The organism is Halorarum salinum (genome assembly GCF_013402875.1).
GTDB lineage: Archaea > Halobacteriota > Halobacteria > Halobacteriales > Haloferacaceae > Halorarum > Halorarum salinum.
On sequence record NZ_CP058580.1, the window covers coordinates 220,551 to 239,483 of the forward strand.

An 18,933-nucleotide genomic window follows, 5' to 3' on the forward strand; every position below is an offset into this window, starting at 1 on the left:
CCGAACGGCCGGCAGGGAAGGCCGATGACGTTACGAACTGCGGTCGTCGGCGGCGGAACCGTCTCGGGGGTTCACCTCTCGGGACTCTCGCGGAACCCGCGAACGGAACTGGTCGCCATCTGTGACCTCGACGAGGACCGCGCGCGCGAGATCGCGTCCGAGTACGACATCGAGGCGTACTTCGACGTCGAGGAACTGGTCGCGGAGGCCGACCTGGACTGGCTGCACGTCTGCACGCCCGTCCAGACGCACCTCGCGGTGGCCCGGACGGCCATCGAGGCCGGCATCCCGATCCAGATCGAGAAGCCGACGACCGAGACGTTCGAGGAGTTCGAGGAGCTGGAGGCGCTCGCGGAGCGCCACGGCGTCACCGTCTCCGCGAAGCACAACCACAACTTCGACCCGGTGATGCGCGAGGCGATGGGGAAGGTCGACGCCGGCGAACTCGGCCAGGTGAAGGGCGTCGACGTGGTGTACACCGGCTCCAGCCTCGCCGACGACCCGAACCGCGGCGACTGGAACTTCGAGCTCTCCGGCGGCGAGTTCGAGGAGGGGATCCCCCACCCGATCTACCTCACGCTGCGGGCCGGCGGCTACCCCCGCGACGAGTCGGAGATCCAGGCGCTCACCGGGCTGTTCGGCACCTACGACCGCACGTTCGACTACGACGCCGCGCAGGTGAGCTACGTCAGCGAGGACGGCGTGCTCTGTACGACGAAGATGCTCGGCGGGACCATCCCGAACCGGGTGATCCTGATCCACGGCGAGGAGATGTCGCTCACGGTCGACCTGATCTCCCAGACGCTCGAGAAGCACGACCGGAACTACAAGTCGTCGGCGCTAAACCGCGCGCTCAACAACGTCGACCGGGCCGGCGACCGCCTGATCGGTACGGCCCGGAACGCCCACTCGGTGGTCCGGCGCGCCCGCGACGACAGCTGGGACGTCGCCAGGCAGCTCAACGCCCACTACTACCAGAACGACGCCGAGTCGAAGGCGCTGCTGGGCGAGGGCGAGATGCCCGTCCCGCTGGAGGAGGCGCGGTGGACGATCCTGCTGATGGACGAGATACGGAACGCGGCACGGGGCGGCGAAGGGGCCGAGGAGGACGCCCACCCCGTCGAACCGGCGGTCGCCCGGGACGGTGAGTGAACAGCTGGGAACGGCGCGGCTCGCCCGGGCGGTCGCCGCCGCCGACGACTCGATCCGCCGGGCCGGCAGGCGGCTCCTCGAACGCGAACCGGCGCTCGAGCCGCACCTGCTGGCCGCCCGCGACGCGTACGCTCGCGGCTACGTCCGGGCGCGCGCGAAGGCGAACGCCGTCCGGTACGACGCGCCGGTCGTGCCGTACCGGCTCGTCCACGTCGACCCCGCCGACGTCGAGTCGGCCCGGGAGTTCACGCTCGCCAAGTTCCGGCTGGCCGGCACCGTCGTCGGCGGCGACTGGGACCTGACCGACGCCCGGTTCGCCGACATGGACGTCTATCGGGCGTACGTCGCCCACTTCGAGGAGGGCGTCCCCTGGGAGGAGACGGCGTTCTACGACCGCGTCGTCCGGGAGATGGAGGCGGGACGCGTCATGTGGGACTGCACCTCGGAGGCTGAGTTCCGCGAGCGGTGTCGGCGGCTCGACGAACTGTACGACTGCATCGCGGAGCACGGCTACCGGTCCCAGGAGGAACTGAGCGGGGGCGGCCTGGCGGATCCGATCAGCTCCGGCCCCCGGCTCAAGATCGAGCGGCTGAACGACGAGATCGCGGTCCACGTCGCCCGCGACGGCGAGCTGCTGTTCGAGGACGGCCGGAACCGCCTCTCCATCGCGAAGGTCCAGGGGCTCGAGACGGTCCCCGTCCGCATCCTCCGCCGGCACGAGCGGTGGCAGGCGATCAGGGACGCGTACGTGCGGGGCGACCCCGCCGTGCGCGAGTACGGCGACCACCCCGACGTCCGCTATCTCGACTTCGGCGGCGGCTGACGCCGCCGCCGCCGCCGCCGCCGGCGCGCCGGCCCTCGTCCCGCCGGTCCCCCGCTTCGGCCCTACCTGCGACCCGCCCGGACCCCGCTCCGGGCTGCGCCGCCCGACCGTTTTTGGCCCTGCTCCACCAACGCCCGTCCGTGACCTCAGCACTGTTCGTCGTCAGCGAGGAAGGCTACTGGGCCGAGGAGTGTATCGAACCGCTAACGACGCTCGACGACGCCGACGTGGACGTGGCCGTCGCGACGCCGTCGGGCGGCCCGGCGCTCGTCGACGAGCGTTCGACCGACCCGGAGAACGTCGGGGAGGAGACCGCCGAGTTCGTCCAGGAGGTCGCCGAGAACGACGAGCGACTGAACGACCCCGAGCCGGTCGCGACCGTGTCGGCGGCCGACTACGACGCGGTCGTCTTCCCGGGCGGCCACGGCACGGAGTGGGACGTCAACCAGGACCGCCACGCCCGCGCGCTGCTTCGGGACGCGGTCGAGTCCGACGAGGGGACGGCGCTGGTCGTCTGCCACGCCGTCGGCCTGCTCGCGTTCACCCGCGGCTCCGACGGGGGGTTCCTGGTCGACGGGCGCGACGTGACCGGCTTCCCGAACGAGTGGGAGGAGGGAATCGTCGACGGGAACGACCTGATGCCCGACGGTCGAAAGCTCCCCTACTGGGTCGAGGACGAGGTCGAGGCGGCGGGCGGGAACTGGGACGCCGAACTCGACGAGGACGCCTCCGTGACGGTGGACGGCGACCTCGTCACCGCGCGCGGACCCGAGTCCTCCACCGCGGCCGCCGAGACGCTGCTCGGCGAACTCGGCGTCCAGCAGCCGGCGGACTAGGCTCGCCGGGAACCGACCGACGGCTCACTCCGGCACGCCGAGCACCGCGACGTCGTAGGTGGCGACGTCCGCGGGCGAGGTGAGGACGAGCACCTCGAACCCCCACTCCGTCCCGCCGGCGAGGTCGCCGGCGGTGGCGAGGTAGCGGCCGAGCATGGCGCCGTCGGCGTCGTACGCCCGCACGCGGACCTCGACGTACGAGACGGTCCGCTCGCTCACGTTCGCGACGGTCCCCCGGACCGTCGCCCCCTTGTACCCCGACTGGACGACGAACTCGTGGCCCTCGAGCGAGAGCGCGTCGAGCGAACTCGCCGCGCCGTTCGTCCCGCTCGGCGCGAGCGCCGCCGCCGCGGACATCTCGCTCGCGTTGCGCGGGTCGCCCCCCGCCGTCCCGACCTCCCCCTCCTCGTAGGTCGGGTCGTCGCTCGCCCCGGTACAGCCGGCGAGGGCGGCCGTCGCCCCCGCCCCCAGCGAGACGAGGACGCCACGGCGGGTCGCCCGCCGGGAGCGGCCGCTCGCGCCCGACCCGTCCCCGTCGCCGCGGTCGCGGTCGACCATCACGCACGAACCGTCGCGCGGAACGCATTTCAGTATACTCCCCGGACCGGGCGGCGACCCCCACGGCGGCCGGCCGTCCCCGGCTCCCGGGCGGGGAGACGGCTCCGTTCCCGGGAAAACGCTCTTTGCGCCGTTGGCCGACGTCCACACCATGGATTCTGCGGGGGACGTCGGAGCCGGCGACTCGCCGGCGGTGGACGACGAGGGGTCGACGGCGCGGACCCGGGCGGTCGAGTGGGTGCTGGTCGGCGGCGACCGGGTACGCCTCGAGCCGGGTATCTCGGCCGCGGTCCCCGTGCTGTTGCTCGCGCTCGACGCGGCCGGGCTGATCGCGTTCACGAAGGCGAACTCGGTCACGCGGATGGCGAGCGGGATGATCGCCGGCACGTTCTCGCTCGTCACGCTGGTCGTCTCGATCAACCAGCTCATCCTCTCGCGGGAGTTCTCCACGGCCGGGGAGTTCCGCGACCGGCTCTCGGGCGTCGCGGAGTTCCGGGGGGACGTCGCGGACGTGACGGGCGCGCCCGCGTCCCCGGCGGTGCCCACCCGGCTGCTCGAACTGCTCGTCGACGCCATCCGGCGGCGCGCGGACGCCCTGGCCGACGCAGTCGACGACGGCGACGGGGAGTACTGGGACCGCGTCGAGGGGTACGCCGAGGAGGTCGCGGGCGACGCCGCGCGGGTCGACGGGACGCTGGAGGGCTCGGGGAGCAGGCGTTCGACGCCCTCGCGGCGGCCGTCGAGTACGACGACACTCGGCAGCTCCACGCCGCCGAACGCCTCCGGAACGACGCCCCCGCGCCTTCGGGGGAGGCCGCGGCCGCGTTCGACGACCTCGTCGAGGCGCTGCGGCTGTCCGCCGCGGTCCAGGAACACTTCAAGACGATCCACCTCCAGCGCGAGCTGACCCGGTTCTCCCAGCTGACGGTGTACAGCGGGCTGCCGTCGGTGCTCGGGGCCGTCCTGATCGCCCTGCTGTACGGCGATCTCGGCGGGGCGATCCTCGGCACGGAGTACGTCCCGTACGCGGTCTCGCTGCTCGCGGCGGTCGTCTCGCTCCCGCTCGCGCTGCTCGCCGCCTACATCCTGCGGACGGCGACGCTCATCCGGCGGACCGCGGCGGTCGGACCGATCCTCCCGGGAGCGGACGCCGAGGAGGGACCGCTTCTCGTCCGGAACGGCGACGGGGACTGACCGCGGACCCCGACCCCGTCCCGGGCCCGCGTCTCACCGCCCGGCGGACGCGTCGGCTGTCCCCGTCCGCTCGGACTCCACGAGCGCCGCGAGCCCGTCCCGGAGCGACACGGTCGGCTCGTACCCCAGGACCTCCCGCGCGCGGGAGAGGTCCGCGCGGCTCCGCCTGAGGTCGCCCGGCCGCGGGTCCGTGTGGACGACGTCCACGTCCGCGCCGGTCACGTCCCGGACCGTCCCGGCCAGTTCGCGGATGGTGACGCTCTCGCCGGTGCCGACGTTGACGGCCGTGCCGACGTCGTCGGTCCGTGCGGCCGCGAGGTTCGCGTCCACAACGTCCGAGACGTGGACGAAGTCGCGGGTCTGCTCGCCGTCGCCCTCGACCGTGAGCGGGCCGCCCGAGCGCGCCTGGTCGAGGAACGCCCGGATGACGCCGCTGTAGGGGCCGCTCGCCTGTCCGGGCCCGTAGACGTTGAAGTAGCGCAGCGCGACCGTCTCGAGCCCGTAGAGGTCGTTGTACAGCCGGGCGTAGTGGTCGAGCGCGAGCTTGTCGAGCGCGTACGGCGAGGCCGGCTCCTTCGGGTGGTCCTCCGCGACGGGCACCGACTCCGGCTCGCCGTAGATGGCGACGCTCGAGGCGAGGACGGCCCGGGCGTCCGCCCTGCGGGCGGCCTCCAGCAGCCGGACGGTCGCGGTCGCGTTCCGGTCGTGGCTCTCGGCGGGCCGCTCGACCGAGTCGGGCACCGAGACGAGCCCCGCCTCGTGGAACACCAGGTCGACCCCCTCCATCGCGGCGCCGAGGTCGTTCGGGTCGCGCACGTCGCCCTCCACGAGCGTCGCGCCGTCGGGAACGTTCCCCGGCCGGCCGGTCGAGAGGTCGTCGAGCACGCGCACCTCGTTGTCCGCGACGAGCGCGTCGGCGACGTGGCTCCCGACGAAGCCGGCGCCGCCGGTCACGAGGGTCGTCAGGCCGCTGGGGGCGTCCACGTCGGTCATCGTCGCTCACCGCACGTCGCTGGTCGCTGGTCCATACGACCGGCCACGAACGGTCGCGGGATTGTTAGCCGTCGCCTTCCGTCACGCGAGGAAGTCGGCCACCTCCCGCACGTCGAGGACCCCCCCGACGACCGCGAGCACGCCCCAGACGGCCAGGCCGACGAACACCGCGCCGACGAGCGTGGCCACGCCCGAGACCATCGGGAGAACCGACGCGACGACGGCCGCCATCCCGGCGGTCACGAGACAGACGACGCCGACGTGGCGGGTCACGCGCCGGACGCTGAAGCCGAGTTCCGAGTGGATGACCCAGACGTTCGTCCCGGTGTAGACGGTGTAGGTGAGGACCGTCGCGACCGCGGCGCCGACCACGCCCATCCGCGGGATGAGAACCAGGTTCAACAGGAAGTTCGAGACCGCCATCGTCGACTTCACGATGGCGCGCTCGCGCGCCCGGCCGAGGTAGTCCAGCCCGTCGCTGGTCACCTTGTTCACGGCGTTGACGAGGACGAACCCGCTGAACACCTGGACGACCGGGACGGCGGCGATGTAGTCGGCCCCGAAGACGTACTGGATCATCGGCTCGGCGACGAGGACCAGCCCCGCCGCCGCGGGGATGTACGCCAGCAGGACGTACTCCAGCGAGCGCTCGTACAGGCGGGCCGCGCGGTCGAGCCGGTCGCCCGACTTCTGCTCGCCGAGGGCGGGCGAGATGGTGAAGCCGAACGACGCGGCCGGCACCGCGACGAAGTCCGACACCTGCTTCGCGACCGTGTAGTACCCGACCGCGGTCATGTTCAGCAGGACGCCGATGAGGAGGGTGTCCACCTTCTTGTCGAGCACGTTCGCCCCCCGGGTCGCCGTGAGCGGGACGGCGTACTCCAGCACGCGCCGCGTGAGCCCCTCCTCGACGTCGTCGGCCGGCTCGTACTGCCGGTAGAACTTGGCGTACAGCACGCCGAAGCCGACCGCCCCCGCGAGGAGGAAGCCGGCGACGTAGCCCGCGAGCGCGCCCACGGCGCCGAAGCCGAGCAGGACGAAGCCGACGACGAACAGCAGCCGGGAGACGTTGGAGACGACGCCGACGACGGCGGTCCACGTCACGCGGTTGAACCCCTGGAACGCCGCGCTCAGGAACTTCGTCCCCGACCGGGCGGCGACGTACACCGCGCCGATCAGCAGGAACGGGACGAGGCTCGGCTCGCCGAGCATCCGGGCGACGGGTCGGCCGAGCACGACGACGCCGACGCTGACGACGACGGTGACGGCCCCGAGAAAGACGAGCGATCGCCGGATGATGTGGGGGATCTGTCCCGGGTCGGTCTCGGCGAAGTCGGTGATGTACCGCGCGGTGGACTTCGGGAGCCCGAGCGTCGCCATGATGCTCGCCACCGTGAGCACCGACAGCGCGAAGTTGAGCTCGCCGAACTCCTCGGGCGTGAGCAGGAAGCGCGTGAGGACGATGATCAGGGCGGCGTTCGCCACCATGGTCAGCGCGTTCGCGCCGAAGGTGGCCTTCACGCCGCGGGCGAGGCGTTCCGAGAAGGACATCTACCGCCCCGCTCCGTCGATGCGGTACAGCCGGAAGCCGTCGTTCGCCCTGACCTTGTTCACCCCGGGCGTCGTCTCGAGCGACCTGAAGCCAGCCTCGCCGTAGCGGAAGCCGTCGTACAGCGTCACTTCGCGCTCGTAGGCGGAGTCGGTCACGGCCATGTAGCGGTCCTCGTCGAACCGTTCGGTGTAGTTCCCACGCTGGAACACGGCCTCCCCGACGGGCTCCCGATAGCCGGGGAACTCCAGGGTCGTCCGGGCGTGTTCGGTGCCGTAGTCGGCGTCGACGTAGCGCCGCGGGCCGGTGCGGATGCCGACCCACTCGACCCCCGCCTCGCCGTGGTCGAAGGCGGACGCGTACCCCTCGACCTGGCTCTCGGGGACGTGCTGGGTCGGCTGGTAGACGTACGGCGAGGAGTGGAGCGCCGCGGCCCCGACCGGCAACAGGATCAGGAACGCGGCGACGAGCGCGATGCGGACCCCCGTGCGCCGGCGGGGTCCCTCGAGCGAGCGGACGGCCCGCGCCATCGCGACGGCGCCGAGGATCGTCACCGGGACCATGATGAACCCGTGGTAGCGGAAGTACATGTCCCCGGCCGAGGAGGCGACGAGCAGGAGGAACACGCCGAACAGCGGGACCAGCGCGGCCGCCAGATACAGCATCAGCGACGCGGCCTCCGAGCGCTCGTCGCGCATCCGGCCCGTGACCAGCGCGAGGATCAGTCCGGCCGCGAACAGCGAGAGGACGAGCGCGGGCAGGAACAGTTTGGCGAACAGCACGGGCAGGCTCCCGCCGATGGCGACCAGCGAGACGGACTTGCTCGCGACGACGGTCCCCGCGCTCGGCCCCTCGAGCAGCACGCTCGACACCGTCGAAACGACCGCGCCCTGGACGCGCTCGAAGCGGGGCGCCCACATGAGGAACGCGACGACGACGAGCGCGGTCTGGGCGTACAGCGGCCGGTGGGTCGCGACCGGGTGGTCGCGCCGCCACCGGCGGTAGACCGCCTGCACGGTCACGATGGCGACGAAGAACAGCACCACGTTCAGCGCCTGCTGCGGGTGGACCAGGACGACGGCGGTCGACGCGATCGCGAGCAGGATGCCCACGGCGGTCACGCGGTCGCGGTCCTCGGGGCCGGCGAACTCGGCGGCGGACTTCCGCCAGGGGCGCGTGCTGTACCGGAGCACGAGGTAGAGCACGAACGGGAAAAAGAGGATGGCCTGGCTCGCGGGGTGGGCGTTCGGGTGGACCGAGACGCCGTTGATCGGCGCGAACAGGAGCGCCGCGAGCACGCCGAGCGTCAGCGCCAGCCGCGAGCCGTCGAGCAGTCTGACACACAGCGGGACGAACAGCAGGAACACGAGCGTGTAACAGCCGAGCACGACGAGCACGAGCGCGACGCGGAGCGGGAGGCCCGTGAGCTCGCCGAGGAACACGGCCGTGCTGTGGATCCCCGGGTAGAGGAGATCGACCGGCGCGAGCGACCCCGCCGCCAGTTCGCGGGTCCAGCCGAGGTGGCTCAGCGAGTCGCCGGCCCCGTAGAAGTAGTACCCCCGCAACAGCGGGAGCGTGGCGACGACGAACACGGCCGCGCCGGTGAGCAACAGCCCCGCGTCGCTCACCCGGTCGGACCGGTCGGTCGCGAGCGCGGCGCCGACGCCGGTCGCGAGCGCGAGCCCGAGACAGGCCCAGACGATCGGATCGGTCCCCCTGTACACCGACAGCTCGTACCCCACGGGCGACGATCGACGGACGAGCAGCACCGCTCCGAGGAGCGCGAGGAAACCGACCGTGAGCCCGACCTTCGAGACGCCGCGATGAGTCCTTCCTGACATAGTGTTCCCCATCCGCGAGTGGGTGGTCGTCATACACCGCCGGCGTCATCGGCTTAGTTATGGAGCCCGTACCGGCCTCCGGCGGCCGGAACCGGACGCACCGCGGTCTCCGGCCCCACGGAGGACGGGCGACCGACGCCCCGCGTCCGACCGCCGATCCGCGCCCCGTGTTCGACCCGCGAAGGCCTCCCGAGCCCGGACGAGAAACGGCGTCCCGGCCCGCCGTCCGGACCGGCGGGCCGGTCGCGTCGACCGCGGCGCCACCGCGAACGCGCCGGACGGTCGGACGACCGCCGAGGGACGACTACGGGACGGCGGCTCAGCTGGCCGCTAATCGGTCACGCGGACGCGAGCCCTAACGGGATGCTACCGGAGGGTGGTACGGCGTTCGAACGGGGAGCAGCGAGTCGGCGCGGCCGTCGTCCTCGCGGCTCGGCGCGTCCGACGCGGCCGCGGTCCGCCTCCGGGGTCGTGGCCGATCACCGCCGCCCGGCCGTCGGGTCGTTCCCGACGTAGAACAGCAGCGCGCCGATCCCGGCGACGACGGCGACGAGCAGCGTGGCCATCGGCGGGAGGATCGAGTCGGCGATCTCGGCCACGTCGAGGACGTACAGCAACCCCATGATGAGGAACCCGAGGAGGGAGAACCATCCGAGCGTGCCGAAGCCGCTGCTCCGCCCCGCCGTGCCACGCTCCGCTGTCTGGGACTGTGCCATGGGGGAACGTACGCCGCGAACTTCAATAAACGTTGAGGGGAGTTGGAGTCCCGCCGGCGAACGCGCGGGTCCTCGGCCGGGTCAGCGGGGTCGACGGGCGTCGACGCCCGTCGACCCCTCAGGCGTCGGCGACCACGTCGCGATACACCTCGCGGAGCCGTTCGTTCGTCCGCTGGACGCTCACCTCGCGGGCGGCCTCGCGGCCGTTCGACCGCTCGCCGTCCGCGAGGACGTCCGCGAGCGCGGTCGCGAGGCCGTCGTCCGAGTCGCGCACGTACGACGGGGAGACGCCGTCGAGTCGCGCCCGGACGTCCCCGACGTCCACCGACACCACGGGGAGGTTACACGCCATCGCCTCCTTCACGGAGTTGGGCGACCCCTCCCGCCTGGAGGTCAGCAGGAGCGCGTCGGCGGCGTTCATGTAGACCGGCATCCGCTCGTGGGAGACGCCGGAGACGGTGTGGAACTCCACGTCGCCGTCGACCCGTTCGCGGGCGAGGTCGACCACGCGCTCGGCGCGGGGGTAGTTCTTCACCTCCCTGCCCGCCGGGTACGGGAACAGGACGTGCGAGGCCGACGGGTTCCAGCCGAGTTCGGCGCGCGCCTCCGCCGGCGGGGCGGGCGCGAACCGGTCGAGGTCGACGCCGTGGGGGATGACGTGGCACTCGCCGTCGAGGCGGCTGGCCATCTCCGGGGACATGACGACGACGGCGTCGGCCAGGCGCGCGCAGGCCGCGCTCACCGGCCCGAACGGGCCCATCAGGTCGGTCCCCCACAGCGAGAGGACGACCGGGAGCGACGGCTGGGCCACCGCGGCCGGACCGGTCAGGCCGTAGTTGGCGTGGACGAGGTCGTAGTCCCGGAAGGAGTGGCGCAGCACAGTCGGGTAGAATCGGAGGTAGTCGACCGGGCTGCGGCCGTCGACCCCGCCGCCGCCGTAGTCGCGGTCCCCGGGCACCGCGAGCGTCGTGGTCCGGACGCCGCCCGCCTCGAGGTGCCGGATCTGCTGGTTGAAGAAGCGCGACCTGCTGTTGGTGACGAGTTCGAGCGCGTGCATCTACCGTGCCACCAGCCGGTACGCGCGCTTGGCGACGTCCATGCTCGGGCCGCCGGACTCGACGACGTAGTAGGGCGACAGGTCCGCGCCGAACTTGCTCTTGTAGCGGCAGAGCCGCTCGGTGTTCGCGCCCATCAGGTCGTAGCCGTCGACCGACTGGCGGGGCTCGCCGGCTGCGACGTCCTCCACCATCCGCCAGTGGACGAGGCTGTTGACGCTCACCCCCTCGTGGACGGTGCGGGCGCCGCCGAGCCAGAAGTAGGCGTCGTCGTTCGAGTAGAGGGCGACGACGCCGGTGAGGAACTCGCCGTCGGCGTCACGGGCGACGTACGTCCTGCAGCGGTCGTCGGCCGCCATCGACTCGGTCAGGTCGCGGACGTACGGCCACGTCAGGCTGAACGTCCGGTCCTGCTCGGCGTAGCGTTCGGCCGCCCGCTCGAACACGGCACGGGTCCCCTCGAGCCCCTCGGGTTCGACGGTCACGTCGAGGTCGCGGGCGTCGCGGATCTCCCGGCGCAGGCTCTTGCTGCACGCCGCGAGCATGTCGTCAGGGTCGCCGTCGACCGCGAGCCGGTAGGTGAACCGCGTGTCGAGGTCGAGGTCGTTCCAGACGTACGGCCTGGGATCGGGGTAGGCCGTGGTGCAGACGGTCCGGAACAGCGTCAGCGAGGAGTCGACGTCCAGCTCCTCGACGAGCTCCGCGGCGAACGTCGCGTTCACCTTCTCGCGCTTGCGTCGCTTGGGGCTCGCGGGCATCACCAGCGGGCCGAGCCGCGGGATCGAGAAGCCGGGCGGCGGCGAGAGAATCGCCGTGCCGACCGACCGCTCGCGGACCACCGCGGGGAACAGACCGACCGGTCGGTCGCCCTTGAACCCGCCGTACAGCCGGAGCTCACCGTCCGTGTGCGCGTCGAGGGCCTCCAGCGCCGCGGGAACGTGGAACGGCTCGAACCCGGACGAGGGCAGCGCGTCCCCCCACTCGTCGAGCGAGAGCGTCTCGAGGTTCATTCGCTCCGGTCCGGGGTCCGAGCCGGGTTAGTTATCCCCCGCCTATCGGGCCCGCGCGTCCCGGTCGGATTCACCTGCCCGCCCGACGTCGGGTCCGCGCGCCGCGGTCTCCCCGAGCAACCACGCCCTAGAACTGCCGCTGCCGCGGGACGGGTTACGCGGCGCTCGCCGTCCCCGGACCGGAGGAGGAGTGGCGGCTCAGACGGCGGCCGCGAGCGCCTCTACCACCTTCGGCGCCGCCTCCCCGTCGCCGAACAGGTCGGGTCGGTCGGGCCGGTTCGTCCGCCCGTCGAGCGCCGCGGCGATGGCGTCGGCGTCGGCGCCGGTCAACTCGTTCCAGCCGCACTCGACGGTGTTCACCCACTCAGTTCGGTCGCGAAACGTCACGCAGGGGGTGGCCAGCAGGAACGCCTCCTTCTGGACGCCTCCGGAGTCGGTTGCGACGCGCTCGGCGCCGTCGACGAGCCGGACGAAATCGAGGTAGCCCACCGGCTCGACCAGCCGGACCGCGTCGCCGACGGCGTCCTCGAGCCCGTGCTCCTCGATCCGCCCGCGGGTCCGGGGGTGGATCGGCAACACCACGGGTCGGGGCGACCGGGAGAGCCCCTCGAGAACGTTCGATAGCCGGCCCGGATCGTCGGTGTTCGCCGCGCGGTGGACGGTCGCTAGCACGTACTCGCCCGGGGCGACGCCGAAGTCCTCGAGGACCGTCGACCGGTCGAGAGCGCGATTCCTCGCCCGGAGTAGCGCGTCGTACATCACGTCGCCGACGTCGTGGGCGCGTTCGGCGAGCCCCTCCGCCGCGAGGTTGTCGACGGCCGGTCGGGTCGGCGCGAACAGCAGGTCGGACGCGTGGTCGGTCAGCACGCGATTCACCTCCTCGGGCATCCCGCGGTCGCCGCTCCGCAGACCTGCCTCGACGTGGGCCAGCGCGGCGGGCGACTGTGCGGCCGCGATGGCGCCCGCCAGCGTGGAGTTCGTGTCGCCGTAGACGAGCACGACGTCGGGCTCCTCCTCGCGAACGCACTCGCCGACGCCGGCGGTCATCCGGCCGATCTGTTCGCCGTGGGGCCCCGACCCGACGTCGAGGTCGTGGTCGGGGCGCCGAACCGAGAGCTCGTCGAAGAACACCTCCGAAAGCCGCTCGTCGTAGTGCTGACCGGTGTGGACGAGCACCTCCTCGTGCCCGTACTCGAGCGCCTGCGAGACGGGCGCGGCCTTGACGAACTGCGGGCGCGCGCCGACCACGGTGAGCACCTTCATCGGTCGGCCCCCCCGTCGGCGGCGTGGACCACGGGGCGGGGCCGGTCGTCCGTCGCGGCGGGCGGTTCCCCCACCTCGTGTGCGACGTGGCGGGCCACCTCGCCCCCCTCGTCGGCCGCCGCGTGAATCAGATCCAGCATGAACCCCGTGACGTCGACGGCCTCCTCGAGGAAGCGATCCAGCCGACGCCGCCAGCGCGCGTCGGCCTCCGGGTCCGTCGCCAGCGAACGCGCCTTCTCGACGGCCCGTTCCTCGTCGGCCACCGACCGGACCAGGCCGTACTCGTCGTCCAGGACGCGGAAGTTTGTCATGTCTCCGTCCCCGACGAAGGAGTTCGACCGCACCGCGGGCGTGGCCAGCAGGCCCGCTTCCGTCGCCATCGTCTGGGAGTCACCGACGTAGAGGTCGGCGAAGTGTAACAGGCTGTGGATCGCCTCGGGGGGGACCGGCAGGCGGTAGGGTTCGAACTCGGGGGGGAGTTCCGACTCGCTCGAGACGTACACCTCCCCGTGCTCGGAGAGGCGCGCGACCAGTTCCCGCTTGGCCTCCAGCGAGAGGCCGCCCTCGCCGACGTCGTGGTGGGCTTCCCAGGAGACGAACCGCAGGACGAAGTAGCGCGCGTCGGGGTCGACGCCGGATGCCTCGAGGATCCCCCGGTCCGGTTCGAACCGGTCGGGGTGGAGGTACGCGAGTTCGTGAAACCCGTCGTAGCACCGGTGGGACCGACCCAGGTCCTTGCTGAACGACCGGGGCGTGCAGACGACGCTGGCGAGCGGGCAGGCGAGGTGTACCGGGACGCGGACGGGTTCGCTGTCGGCGAAGACGATGCTCGGACTGCCGACCAGCCGTGCCGCGTGGACCGCCGGGGGGTTGAGGTGGCTCACGACCACGTCCGGACGGAAGCGTGCGGCGGTCGTCAGCGTACGAGCCTCCCGGACCGTCCACTCCGCCGCCAGCCCCGGGAGCGTGCCCCGGTGGCTCGAGAGGACGGTGTGGTCGATGCCCGCGGCGTCGAGCAGGTCGGTCGTCACGTCCTTCTCGCGGGAGGTGACGTGGACCCGGTGCCCGTCGGCCTCCAGTTCCCGGATGGCGTGTCTGAACAGGTGGACGTGGGCCGGGTGGCTCACGTCGAAGAGCGCACGCATCAGCCCGACCGACGGGGGCCGGCGCGACGCCGTTCGGCGCTCCCCTCGTTGGCTCCGATCGCCTCGCCGTCGGCATCGAGCGGCGGCCGGGTCGCGCCACTCCGTTCGGCGGACCCGCCCCACGACGGGTGGACCGTCCCGGACACGGGGAACGGCCGAACCCGTCTCCACGGTTCGTGCGAGAACGTACCAGCTTTCATACATCCTCGCCCGCGTACCACGTCCGGTTTGTTATGACCTCGCTATATCATGTTCTCCGTTCGGCACGTTTCGCCCCGTCGAAAAGGCTGCCTACTCGACCGATCCCTCCCCCTCGTCGGGTCGTTATGACGTCGCTATATCACGGTTCCGGCCCGTCGCCGTCCGGACCCGTCGAGGAGGTGGCCCTCCGCCGGTCGCCGCCCCCGGGCGGGTCGGCCAGCCCCTCCTGCTCGTACAGCTGTCCCGGGGAGCCGACCCAGGCGCCGAGTTCGAGCGCGCGCTCGACCAGCCGTCGGTACAGCCGGCGGTGGCCGGGGAACTCCCCCTCGCTGAAGTGGCGGGGGTGCCACAGCGCCGTCATGACGGCCCCGTTGTCGCACGCCTCCGCGAGGAGGTCCTCGCAGGCCTCCCGGGCCCGGTCGAACTCCTCGCCCGGGTCCGGGAGCGACTGCTCCATGACCGTCAGCGGGAACACGACGAAGCCGTCGTCGAACGGGCGATGGACGCCGTAGCCGTGGTCGAACCCGTACTCCTCGCTGGAGCCGAGGCTGGCGTCGTACGCGAGCCCCAGCGCACGGTGGTCGGCCCACGTGTCGGGCGCCTCGAGGTTGAGGTAGTGCTGGCGCCCGCCGCGAACCGCGCGGCCGAGCGCCTCCTCGACGGTCGCCTTCTCCTCGCGGAGGCGCTCCCGGTCCTCGAACGACTCGTAGGAGCCGTGCAGGCCGACCTCCCAGCCCCCCTCGTCCATCCGCCGGATCGCCGCCCGGATCTCGGGGTCGGCGGGGTCGTACCGCCCGGCGAACAGGCGCCAGGCGTCCATCGACGGCCACTCGCGGGGGGGTCGGTCCCGGAACAGGCGCTGCTCGGAGAGGAAGTAGAACGCCGAGCGGACGCCCAGGTCCGCCTCCAGATCCATCACCGTCCCGAACTGCCAGTAGGGGTTCACCCCCGGCAGCGCCGTCGAGAGGTGGTACCGCCGCCGGTCCGGCTCGGTCAGCGCGTAGAACAGCGACTGGTACGTCTTGTACGGCCTGTCGACGTCGTGGGTGAGACACAGCGCGAACGTGTGCCCGTCCGGCACGGCTCGCTCGTCGGCGACCACGTCGTCGGTCGCCCCGCGGTTGCCGCCGTCCCACCCGTCGTAGCTCCCGATCACGCCGCCGCCACCTCGCGGACCGTCTCGAGCATGTAGGCGGTCACGTCCACCTTCTCGGCGAGCATGTCGCGCCGCCGCGTCCGCCAGCGGTCCCCGGCGTCCGGATCCGTCGCCAGCGCGACCGCGGCGTCGACGAAGTCGGACACCCCGTGGAGCGTCCTGACGAGCCCGTACTCGTGCAGTTCGTGGAAGTTCCCCATCTCGTCGCCGTAGGGGTTGAACCGCGCGGTCGGCGTCGCGAGCACGGCCGCCTCGGTCGCCATCGTCCCCGAGTCGCCCGCGTACACGTCGGCGTGCGCGAGCAGCTGGTGGACCGCTTCGGGCGGGACCGGCACCCGCCTGTCGTCCAGGTCGGCCGGCAGCGGTCCCTCGCTGGAGACGTACACCGTGAGCCCAGCCTCCTCCTCCAGCCGCTCGACGAGCTCGCGCTTGTCCGCGGGCGAGAGGCTCTCGTGGCCGACGTCGTGGTGGGCTCCCATCGCGACGAACCTGAGCACCGCGTACGGCTCGTCGGGGTCGACGCCGGCCTCGCGGAGGGCGTCGGGGTCCGGTTCGAAGCGCGCCGGGTGGAGGTACGCGAGTTCGTGGAACCCCTCGTACCGGCGCTGGCGCTCGCCGAAGTCGCGCCCGAAGCCGGCCGGCGTGCAGACGACCGTCGCGAACGGCGTCGTGACCCGTTCCAGCAGCCCCGCGAACTCGCTGTCGTGGAAGACGACGTTCGGCACGCCGAGCAGCCGCGAGACGTGCGCGGCGGCGGGGTTGAGCCTGCTCACGACGACGTCGGGGTCGAACCGCCGGACCAGCCGGAGGAGCCGGCCCTCGCGGGCGACCCACTCCCTGGCCGTCCCGTACCGGCCGTCGCACACGCCAGTGAGCGGGCTGTGTGCGATCCCCGCGGCGTCGAGCAGGTCGGTCGTCACGTCCTTCTCCCGGGAGGCGACGAACACGTCGTGACCCTCCCCGCCGAGTTCGGCGGCGGCGTGCTTGAACAGGTGGACGTGCGCCGGGTGACTCACGTCGAACAGCGCGCGCATCAGGCCATCACTCCAGGTAGCCGAGGTCGGCGAGCCGTTCCTCGACGTCGTCGCCTCCCCCCTCGACGGCCTCCCGGTCGGCGTCGAGCGGCGGGCGGGTCGAGACCCCGCGCTCGGCCGGTTCACTCCCCGGCGCGAACACGTCGAGCACGGTTCCGTCCACGTCGGTCGGCACCGACGCGCCCATCGCGTGCAGCAGCGTCGGCGCGAGGTCGACGATGCGGGCGCGCTCGCCCAGCCCGTCGCTCCGGAAGCTCGGGCCCGAGAAGAGGAAGATCCCCTCGGGCATGTTGCCGCCGCGCCAGACCCCCTCGCTCGCGTACCACAGGTCGGGGCCGATGGCGTCGCTCGTGTGGACGTTCTCGCCCTGGTCGAGGATGAGGTCGGGGGCGTTGTGCGCGTACTCGCCCCCGTAGTGCTCCTCGCCGCGCTCGACCGAGCGCACGATGCGCTGGCCGGTCTCGGGATGGCGCAGCCCCTCGAGTTCCTCGATGAGCTCGTCGCGGAGCTCCTCGTAGCGCGGGTCGTCCTCGGGGACGTTGAGGTAGATGGGCCCCTGGTTGCTCGCGACGGCGGTCGTCCCGTCCCAGTCGACGACCGAGAGCACGCGGTCGCGCTTGACGCCCTCCTCCCACGGGACCATCCGCTGGACGCGCTCGGGGACGACCTCGCTCAGCGTCTCGACCATGCCGAACTTCTTGGCGATCGCGAGCGCGCGCTCGCGGGTGACCCCGAGCGACTGGAGGGCGGAGTCGACGCCCGCGTCGATCCGCAGGTACCCACGCTCGGCGAGCCAGGCGTTGACGTAGAACACGGTCTCGACCTCGCAGGTGCCGTGGTCCGACATCACGAGGACGTCGTGCTCCTCGTCGTCGTCGAGGAACTCGCCGATGTGCTCGTCGATGCGCTGCCAGGCGCGCCGGACCGGCTCGTCGTCCCAGAAGTAGTGCTGGAGCGCCATGCTGTAGAACACCGTGAGGTGGAGGAAGTCCGGGTCCTCCCGCTCCAGCAGCCGGCGGGCGGCCTCGAACCGGAGGTCCACGAGTTCGAGCACCGCCTCGACCTCCGCCTCGCCGGTCTCGGTCGGGGAGATCATCGGCGACGGGTGGACCCGGTAGTCCAGCTCCTCGCGCAGGAACTCCTCCACGTCGGGCGGCGTGGCGAAGCCGTGGTCGAGCGAGCGGTACGTCCCCTCGGAGGCGTCCGGCCCGCCGGCGACGACGAAGCCGTCGATCTCCTTGGGGGGGTACGTCGAGGGCTTGTTGATGACCCCCGCGCGCATCCCCTCGTCGTTGAGGTAGTCCCACAGCTCCGCGCTCTTGAAGTCGGTGGCGTCGTGGAACACGTGGTCCCTGTTTGCCGTGTCGATGCGGTCGAACCGGAAGACGTCGAGCTTGCCGGGGTTCTTCCCCGTCGCGTAGCACTTCCAGTTCGGGACCGTCAGCGGCGGCAGGCAGCTCTCGGAGACGCCGCCGACCCCGTCGTCGATCAGCCGCTGGAGGTTCGGCAGCTCACCCCCTTCGAGCCAGTCGCCGATGAGGTCCCAGTTCGCCCCGTCGAGTCCGATGGTGATCGTCGTCATGATGTGATGGATGTCATACGCGTGCCCGGTATCGTCACGGACTGGTCGTTCGAACCGCGTTGAACCCGCGTTTCACGAGGTTCACCGCGACGTCCTTGGTGCGCTCGGCGAGCAGTTCCGGGTAGGAGTCGGCCCAGCGGTTCGGGTGTGCGAGCACGCATGCCCGCCCGACCTCGCCGTTCGCGAGGAGTTCGGCCAGTTCCGCCGTCGTGGCCGCCGCGACCGCCTTCTCCCCCTCGCCCATCGTGTGGTCCTTGATCTTCAGCGGGCCGTCGGCCCACGTCCGGCCGGTGTCCGAGAAGTACGTCACCTCCCCGAAGTCCATCGAGAGGTACGCCTCGCCGAGCAGGCCGTACTCGTCGAACCCCGGGGCGTCCGCGCGGGTCCACATGTCGCGGTTGTCGTGGGGCGAGAGCGGGTTCCCGTGCATGCAGATCGTGTCGACCTCACAGACGTGTCGGAACCAGCGCAGCGAGTGGTCGAACCGCTCGTGGGCCTCGTCGAGGTCGCCGCCCGCGCGGACGTAGTCCTCGTAGTGGTAGCCGACCTCGTGGCCGAGTCGTTCGACGGCCCGCGCCATCGTCGGCTCGAACGTCGAGGTCCGGAAGTAGTACGTGCTCGAGACGCCGCGCTCGGCCTCCAGCGTCGCCATCTTGTGGGCGTTCTCGGCCTTCCGGTCCACGTCGTGTCTGAGCACGAGGAACCGCTCGGGGACCGACTCGCGCGCGAGGTACTCGCGGACCGTGAGGAAGTCGTAGCCGGCCCCCTCGGCGGCCGCCAGCAGGTCGTCGTAGTCGTCGAAGGTGAAGCCGTCCGTCACTGCCA

17 protein-coding genes are annotated in these 18,933 nt (G+C 72.0%); 5 read left to right on the plus strand and 12 right to left on the minus strand.

Going from position 1 to position 18,933, the window contains the following annotated elements; genetic code table 11:
• Nucleotides 1–24: 24 nt before the first annotated feature.
• The 3 genes from HUG12_RS21300 to HUG12_RS21310 all read left to right on the plus strand — a co-directional run bounded on the left by HUG12_RS21300 (nucleotide 25) and on the right by HUG12_RS21310 (nucleotide 2,811).
• Nucleotides 25–1,152, plus strand: coding sequence for a Gfo/Idh/MocA family protein (locus tag HUG12_RS21300; protein ID WP_179270901.1), 1,128 nt, complete (start codon nucleotides 25–27; stop codon nucleotides 1,150–1,152).
• Nucleotides 1,145–1,975 carry a ParB N-terminal domain-containing protein gene (locus tag HUG12_RS21305; RefSeq protein ID WP_179270902.1) on the plus strand — a complete coding sequence of 277 codons (831 nt, stop codon included), beginning with the start codon at nucleotides 1,145–1,147 and terminating at the stop codon, nucleotides 1,973–1,975. Before HUG12_RS21300 ends, HUG12_RS21305 begins: the two co-directional genes overlap by 8 nt.
• Before the next feature lie 140 nt (nucleotides 1,976–2,115).
• On the plus strand, nucleotides 2,116–2,811 hold the full coding sequence (locus HUG12_RS21310) for a DJ-1/PfpI family protein (protein WP_179270903.1): 696 nt from the start codon (nucleotides 2,116–2,118) through the stop codon (nucleotides 2,809–2,811).
• A gap of 24 nt (nucleotides 2,812–2,835) precedes the next feature.
• Here HUG12_RS21310 and HUG12_RS21315 read toward each other — a convergent pair whose 3' ends face one another.
• Nucleotides 2,836–3,369, minus strand: a complete 534-nt coding sequence (locus tag HUG12_RS21315) for an FxLYD domain-containing protein (protein WP_218836500.1) — start codon at nucleotides 3,367–3,369, stop codon at nucleotides 2,836–2,838.
• Between the two features lie 151 nt (nucleotides 3,370–3,520).
• On the opposite strand from HUG12_RS21315, the gene HUG12_RS21320 reads away from it, so the two are divergent.
• On the plus strand, nucleotides 3,521–4,276 hold the full coding sequence (locus tag HUG12_RS21320; RefSeq protein WP_246308223.1) for a hypothetical protein: 756 nt from the start codon (nucleotides 3,521–3,523) through the stop codon (nucleotides 4,274–4,276).
• A gap of 20 nt (nucleotides 4,277–4,296) precedes the next feature.
• The gene (locus HUG12_RS21820) at nucleotides 4,297–4,563 is read left to right on the plus strand and encodes a hypothetical protein (RefSeq protein WP_246308224.1); all 267 of its coding nucleotides are present in this window, start codon (nucleotides 4,297–4,299) and stop codon (nucleotides 4,561–4,563) included.
• Between the two features lie 33 nt (nucleotides 4,564–4,596).
• On the opposite strand, the gene HUG12_RS21325 is transcribed toward HUG12_RS21820, so the two are convergent.
• From HUG12_RS21325 to HUG12_RS21375, 11 genes are all read right to left on the minus strand, one after another.
• Nucleotides 4,597–5,556: an NAD-dependent epimerase/dehydratase family protein gene (locus HUG12_RS21325; protein ID WP_179270904.1), complete on the minus strand. Its 960-nt coding sequence runs from the start codon at nucleotides 5,554–5,556 to the stop codon at nucleotides 4,597–4,599.
• Between the two features lie 81 nt (nucleotides 5,557–5,637).
• Nucleotides 5,638–7,107, minus strand: coding sequence for a flippase (locus HUG12_RS21330; RefSeq protein ID WP_179270905.1), 1,470 nt, complete (start codon nucleotides 7,105–7,107; stop codon nucleotides 5,638–5,640).
• Complete coding sequence (locus tag HUG12_RS21335; protein ID WP_179270906.1) at nucleotides 7,108–8,946, minus strand: hypothetical protein; 1,839 nt, start codon at nucleotides 8,944–8,946, stop codon at nucleotides 7,108–7,110.
• Between the two features lie 479 nt (nucleotides 8,947–9,425).
• Entirely contained in the window at nucleotides 9,426–9,662 is a 237-nt protein-coding gene (locus tag HUG12_RS21340; RefSeq protein WP_179270907.1) for a hypothetical protein, read from the minus strand.
• Nucleotides 9,663–9,780: 118 nt separating this feature from the next.
• On the minus strand, nucleotides 9,781–10,719 hold the full coding sequence (locus HUG12_RS21345) for a glycosyltransferase (protein WP_179270908.1): 939 nt from the start codon (nucleotides 10,717–10,719) through the stop codon (nucleotides 9,781–9,783).
• The gene (locus HUG12_RS21350; protein WP_179270909.1) at nucleotides 10,720–11,727 is read right to left on the minus strand and encodes a GNAT family N-acetyltransferase; all 1,008 of its coding nucleotides are present in this window, start codon (nucleotides 11,725–11,727) and stop codon (nucleotides 10,720–10,722) included.
• A gap of 198 nt (nucleotides 11,728–11,925) precedes the next feature.
• Nucleotides 11,926–12,990, minus strand: a complete 1,065-nt coding sequence (gene wecB / locus HUG12_RS21355) for a non-hydrolyzing UDP-N-acetylglucosamine 2-epimerase (protein WP_179270910.1) — start codon at nucleotides 12,988–12,990, stop codon at nucleotides 11,926–11,928.
• Nucleotides 12,987–14,135: a DUF354 domain-containing protein gene (locus HUG12_RS21360; RefSeq protein WP_179270911.1), complete on the minus strand. Its 1,149-nt coding sequence runs from the start codon at nucleotides 14,133–14,135 to the stop codon at nucleotides 12,987–12,989. Before HUG12_RS21360 ends, wecB begins: the two co-directional genes overlap by 4 nt.
• 340 nt (nucleotides 14,136–14,475) lie before the next feature.
• Complete coding sequence (locus tag HUG12_RS21365; protein ID WP_246308237.1) at nucleotides 14,476–15,438, minus strand: polysaccharide deacetylase family protein; 963 nt, start codon at nucleotides 15,436–15,438, stop codon at nucleotides 14,476–14,478.
• 50 nt (nucleotides 15,439–15,488) lie between these two features.
• Nucleotides 15,489–16,526: a DUF354 domain-containing protein gene (locus tag HUG12_RS21370; RefSeq protein ID WP_179270912.1), complete on the minus strand. Its 1,038-nt coding sequence runs from the start codon at nucleotides 16,524–16,526 to the stop codon at nucleotides 15,489–15,491.
• Nucleotides 16,527–16,533: 7 nt separating this feature from the next.
• Complete coding sequence (locus HUG12_RS21375) at nucleotides 16,534–18,108, minus strand: alkaline phosphatase family protein (protein ID WP_179270913.1); 1,575 nt, start codon at nucleotides 18,106–18,108, stop codon at nucleotides 16,534–16,536.
• Between the last annotated feature and the right edge of the window lie 825 nt (nucleotides 18,109–18,933).

Excerpts from the sequence above, each read along its gene's own strand:
- HUG12_RS21300 (WP_179270901.1), top strand. The coding sequence starts at position 25 with ATGACGTTACGAACTGCGGTCGTCGGCGGCGGAACCGTCTCGGGGGTT.
- HUG12_RS21315 (WP_218836500.1), bottom strand. The coding sequence starts at position 3,369 with ATGGTCGACCGCGACCGCGGCGACGGGGACGGGTCGGGCGCGAGCGGC.
- HUG12_RS21320 (WP_246308223.1), top strand. The coding sequence starts at position 3,521 with ATGGATTCTGCGGGGGACGTCGGAGCCGGCGACTCGCCGGCGGTGGAC.
- HUG12_RS21325 (WP_179270904.1), bottom strand. The coding sequence starts at position 5,556 with ATGACCGACGTGGACGCCCCCAGCGGCCTGACGACCCTCGTGACCGGC.
- HUG12_RS21330 (WP_179270905.1), bottom strand. The coding sequence starts at position 7,107 with ATGTCCTTCTCGGAACGCCTCGCCCGCGGCGTGAAGGCCACCTTCGGC.
- HUG12_RS21335 (WP_179270906.1), bottom strand. The coding sequence starts at position 8,946 with ATGTCAGGAAGGACTCATCGCGGCGTCTCGAAGGTCGGGCTCACGGTC.
- HUG12_RS21340 (WP_179270907.1), bottom strand. The coding sequence starts at position 9,662 with ATGGCACAGTCCCAGACAGCGGAGCGTGGCACGGCGGGGCGGAGCAGC.
- HUG12_RS21345 (WP_179270908.1), bottom strand. The coding sequence starts at position 10,719 with ATGCACGCGCTCGAACTCGTCACCAACAGCAGGTCGCGCTTCTTCAAC.
- HUG12_RS21350 (WP_179270909.1), bottom strand. The coding sequence starts at position 11,727 with ATGAACCTCGAGACGCTCTCGCTCGACGAGTGGGGGGACGCGCTGCCC.
- wecB (WP_179270910.1), bottom strand. The coding sequence starts at position 12,990 with ATGAAGGTGCTCACCGTGGTCGGCGCGCGCCCGCAGTTCGTCAAGGCC.
- HUG12_RS21360 (WP_179270911.1), bottom strand. The coding sequence starts at position 14,135 with ATGCGTGCGCTCTTCGACGTGAGCCACCCGGCCCACGTCCACCTGTTC.
- HUG12_RS21370 (WP_179270912.1), bottom strand. The coding sequence starts at position 16,526 with ATGCGCGCGCTGTTCGACGTGAGTCACCCGGCGCACGTCCACCTGTTC.
- HUG12_RS21375 (WP_179270913.1), bottom strand. The coding sequence starts at position 18,108 with ATGACGACGATCACCATCGGACTCGACGGGGCGAACTGGGACCTCATC.